We start from the raw sequence: 3,833 nt of genomic DNA, 5'->3' as shown, positions 1-3,833 counted from the left end.
CCCAGTGTTGTACCGTATTTGGTACAACACTGGCTTGGTGGTGGATCGGGAGACAGCATGGTAGCGGCGATCAGCGCCAGCGAGGCGCGTAAGACCCTGTTTCCGCTGATCGAGCAGGTCAATGCCGATCACACCCCCGTCGAGATCGTCTCGAAGCGTGGGAATGCTGTCCTCGTGAGCAAGGAGGACTGGGACTCGATCGTCGAGACCAACTACCTGTTGCGCACTCCCGTCAACGCCAGGCGGCTGATGGAGAGCGTAGAACAGTGGCACTCGGGTGAAGCTGTCGAGCGGCCGCTGAGTCCTGACGAGTGAAACTGACCTGGACCGACCATGCCTGGGAGGACTACCTTTACTGGCAGAACCAGGACCGCAAGACACTCAAGCGGATCAACGCGTTGATCGCAGACATCAAACGCGATCCCGAGGGGCCGGGGATCGGTAAGCCCGAGCTGTTGCGCAACAACCTGGCCGGGCTACGGTCACGCCGGATCGACGACGAACATCGACTGGTCTACGCAATTGAGCCCAGCCAGATCACCATCATCTCCTGTCGCTACCACTACCAGTAGCCGTCGTGGCCGCAGAGCTGAATGGCAGGCCTCGTGAGACGTTGGGCTGGCGCAAGCCGGTAGAAGTGTTCAACGATCTACTGGAAAGGCATGTGTCGCCTTGACCGCTTGATTCCACCTTTTGCTCGAGCCTTGACGGTAGCGACGGCAGCAGCGCCGAGTCCTCGGCGACAGGAAGCTTGACCAGGGTGCCGTTGGCCCGTGGGCGGCGGTGAGCGTGGTCGGCCGCCTGGGCGGCCTGGGCTGAGATCGTCGATCTCCAAGTGTCTGATGCGTAGGGTGGTGGACGGAGCGTTTCCCTACTGGCTGGTCCTCGGGGACCCGCGGAATCGCGAAACGATTTCGGGGAGTGGAGGAGGTGACGATCGGTGAGTCGCCGGTTCCAGACGGCTGGTCCGTGCCGCCCGGGGATCGACTATATGATCCCGGCGTCGTCGCGCTTGCCGGAGGTGCCCGGTCTCGTCGACCAGGAGGGCTACTTCGTCGTGCACGCGCCGCGGCAGACGGGGAAGACGACGACGCTGCAGGCACTCGCGGACGAGCTGACCGCCCGGGAGCGGTACGCGGCGGTGCTGTTCTCCTGCGAGGTCGGCCGGGCTGCGCGCGACGACTACGGCCGCGCGGCGCGGGGCATTCTTCAGGTGATCCGCGAGGCCGCCGAGGACGCGCTCCCGACGGAGTTGCGCCCGCCGCAATGGCCCGACGCCCCGGACGAGACCCTGCTGGGTACGGCGCTGCGCGCGTGGGCGCGGGTCTGCCCACGACCGCTGGTGCTGTTCTTTGACGAGATCGACGCGCTGCGGGGGCAGAGCCTGCTCAGCGTCCTCAGCCAGTTGCGCAACGGCTACCGTGGTCGCCCCAGCCAGTTCCCGGCGTCGGTCGCGCTGTGCGGTCTACGCGACGTCCGCGACTGCCACCCCCGCAATCGCTTCGCGATTCCGCGGGACCCCGGAGCCGCGGCGGGTGGCGACCCGTCTCGGTTGGGGACGTCCAGTCCTTTCAACATCAAACTGGAGTCGCTACGACTGGGGGACTTCGCCCCGGATGAGGTCGCCGAGCTCTACGGCCAGTACACTGCGGACACCGGGCAGGAGTTCACCCCTGCGGCGGTGGGGCGGGCCTACGAACTGACCGCCGGTCAGCCGTGGCTGGTCAACGCACTCGCGCGTGAGATCGTCGTGAAGCTGGCGGTGCCGGCCTCGGCGCCGATCACGGTCGACCACCTGGAGCAGGCCAAGGAACGACTGATCCTTGCTCGCGCAACCCACCTGGACTCCCTGGCGGCCCGGCTCGCCGAGCCCCGGGTCCGCCGGATCGTGCAGCCACTGCTGGCCGGTGACCTCATCCAGCTCGATCCCTATGACGACGACCTCGCCTACACCCGCGACCTCGGCCTCATCGCCCCGAAGAATCCGGTGCGGATCGCCAACCCGATCTACCGTGAGGTCATCGTCCGGGTCCTGACCTCACAGGTCGAGGCCAACGTCGTCGCCGACCCCCGCAGCTTCGTCCGGTCAGATGGCCGTTTTGACTTCCAGCTGCTGCTGCGGGAGTTCGCCGAGTTCTGGATCGAACACGGCGACGTTCTCACGTCGACCGAGCACTACCACGAAGTCGCCCCGCAGCTCGTCCTCATGGGATTTCTCCAACGCGTCGTCAACGGTGGCGGCTATGTGGAACGCGAGTACGGCGTCGGCGCCGGGCGGATCGACCTGCTCGTGCGCTGGCCCTACACCGATCAGGACGGCAAACGCCGCTGGCAGCGCGAGGCCCTCGAGCTCAAGGTCTGGCACCCAGGCAAGGCAAACCCGCTGTGCCAGGGCCTGACCCAGCTCGACCGCTACCTCGACCGCCTCGGCCTCGACGCTGGGACCCTCATCCTCTTCGACCGCCGCCCAGGCATCGCGGACATCACCGAACGCACCCAGTTCGACACCGCCACAACGCCGGCTGGCTGCGCCGTAACCCTCCTGCGGGCCTGAAGCACTGGCAGGAGACCCGCCATTCGAGGAGCGGCCTTGTGTGCCCGTGCTCGGTCGGCTCGACCCCGAATTTCTCCTTGTTCTGGTCGATATAGTCGTGGACTACCGGCGTTGACGGTCGTCCGCCGCGAAGAAAGCCGACGCCGACTTCAGGTGACAACTCACCGGGGTAAACGTGGAGGAACATCCGAAAGAGTGATCAGCCACTGATATGATCAATGTCTTGACCAGGGCACGGAGTAGACTTTGCGTACCGGCATCCGAATCAATTGATCTTGACTACTGGCCCTGAAATCACTGTCCGAGCAGTCGCCATCCGAGCCCTCTCCGGTGACCGCGCCGACCACTACCTCATCTACCAGATCGAACAAATGTTCCGCGGATCTGGAGTTTCGGGCACCGCGACCCGTCTGGTGACCGTCATCGTAGGCGGCGTCGTCGTATTGGTGTTCTACTTCGGGTTCATGCGCGACAAGGCGCTGTGTTTTCGAGTGGGAGGCGTGCCGGCGGTCGCAAGATCATGTCCAGTGACGGCCTTGAGGATGCCCGCTGGTGACCAGTAGACCGTGACCGCTGTCGGTCGTGCCGCAGCGGTCGTGGCAGAGATCCTACGGGTAATCGGAATGCAATGAGGAGGACGGGATGCCAGTTCTCGCGGGGCGGTGGCGGATCGTGGAGATGGATCTATGGAATCAGGATGTGATCGACCTTGTCGGCCCTGGGTTCATCGAGCTGACCGAGGACGGCACGGGCGAGTTCGGGTTCATCGCCGTGCGCGGGTGGATGGACTGCCGTACCAGTAAGCGCGACGGCCGGCCGTTCGTGGAGTTCAGCTGGCAGGGCAACGATGAGGGCGACGAGGTCTGTGGGCGTGGCTGGGCCGTGTTGGGTGATGACGACGCGCTGACCGGGCATCTGTTCTTTCACCAGGGCGACGACTCGGGTTTCCGCGCGGCGCCGTTTCCCAGCGGCGGCCGGCCGGGTGGGCATTGAGCGAGTACCAGTACTACGGGTTCCTCTTCCAACCACGACACGGACGACGATGCGGATGGATGCACCTCTGGTGGCGGGCTCCGCGTGTCGAGGCGTGACCCGGTAAGCCGGACAAGCCGGTGACGTCAGCGTCCCATCGGATCGTCGAGGCGTTCCGCCAACTGGCCGGTGTGCCGGGCGATGCGGTCGATCGAACGCGTTCGTACCTCCCTACCTCGGTAGGTCATTCCGCTCAGTGGCATCCGCACACCCAGAGGAGTACTGGGCCTGGTCGCGAGGTAAGCCG

At 65.2% G+C, this 3,833-nt stretch carries 5 protein-coding genes; all 5 read left to right on the top strand.

Annotation, left to right across the window (positions count from 1 at the left end):
• Positions 1–57: 57 nt before the first annotated feature.
• The 5 genes from MJ797_RS26220 to MJ797_RS26200 all read left to right on the top strand — a co-directional run bounded on the left by MJ797_RS26220 (position 58) and on the right by MJ797_RS26200 (position 3,547).
• Complete coding sequence (locus MJ797_RS26220) at positions 58–315, top strand: type II toxin-antitoxin system Phd/YefM family antitoxin (protein ID WP_239309882.1); 258 nt, start codon at positions 58–60, stop codon at positions 313–315.
• Positions 312–572 (top strand): Txe/YoeB family addiction module toxin, encoded by a 261-nt coding sequence (locus tag MJ797_RS26215; RefSeq protein ID WP_239342336.1) that lies wholly within the window; start codon positions 312–314, stop codon positions 570–572. The genes MJ797_RS26220 and MJ797_RS26215 overlap by 4 nt, the downstream gene beginning before the upstream one ends.
• A gap of 368 nt (positions 573–940) precedes the next feature.
• Positions 941–2,554, top strand: coding sequence for an ATP-binding protein (locus MJ797_RS26210; protein WP_374583015.1), 1,614 nt, complete (start codon positions 941–943; stop codon positions 2,552–2,554).
• 275 nt (positions 2,555–2,829) lie between these two features.
• Positions 2,830–3,117 carry a hypothetical protein gene (locus MJ797_RS26205; RefSeq protein WP_239342332.1) on the top strand — a complete coding sequence of 96 codons (288 nt, stop codon included), beginning with the start codon at positions 2,830–2,832 and terminating at the stop codon, positions 3,115–3,117.
• Between the two features lie 79 nt (positions 3,118–3,196).
• Positions 3,197–3,547 carry a hypothetical protein gene (locus tag MJ797_RS26200; RefSeq protein WP_239342330.1) on the top strand — a complete coding sequence of 117 codons (351 nt, stop codon included), beginning with the start codon at positions 3,197–3,199 and terminating at the stop codon, positions 3,545–3,547.
• Positions 3,548–3,833: the final 286 nt, after the last annotated feature.

It is taken from the genome of Protofrankia sp. CiP3 (assembly GCF_917627345.1).
Lineage (GTDB): Bacteria > Actinomycetota > Actinomycetes > Frankiales > Frankiaceae > Protofrankia.
This window is presented reverse-complemented; position numbering and strand designations above follow the sequence as displayed.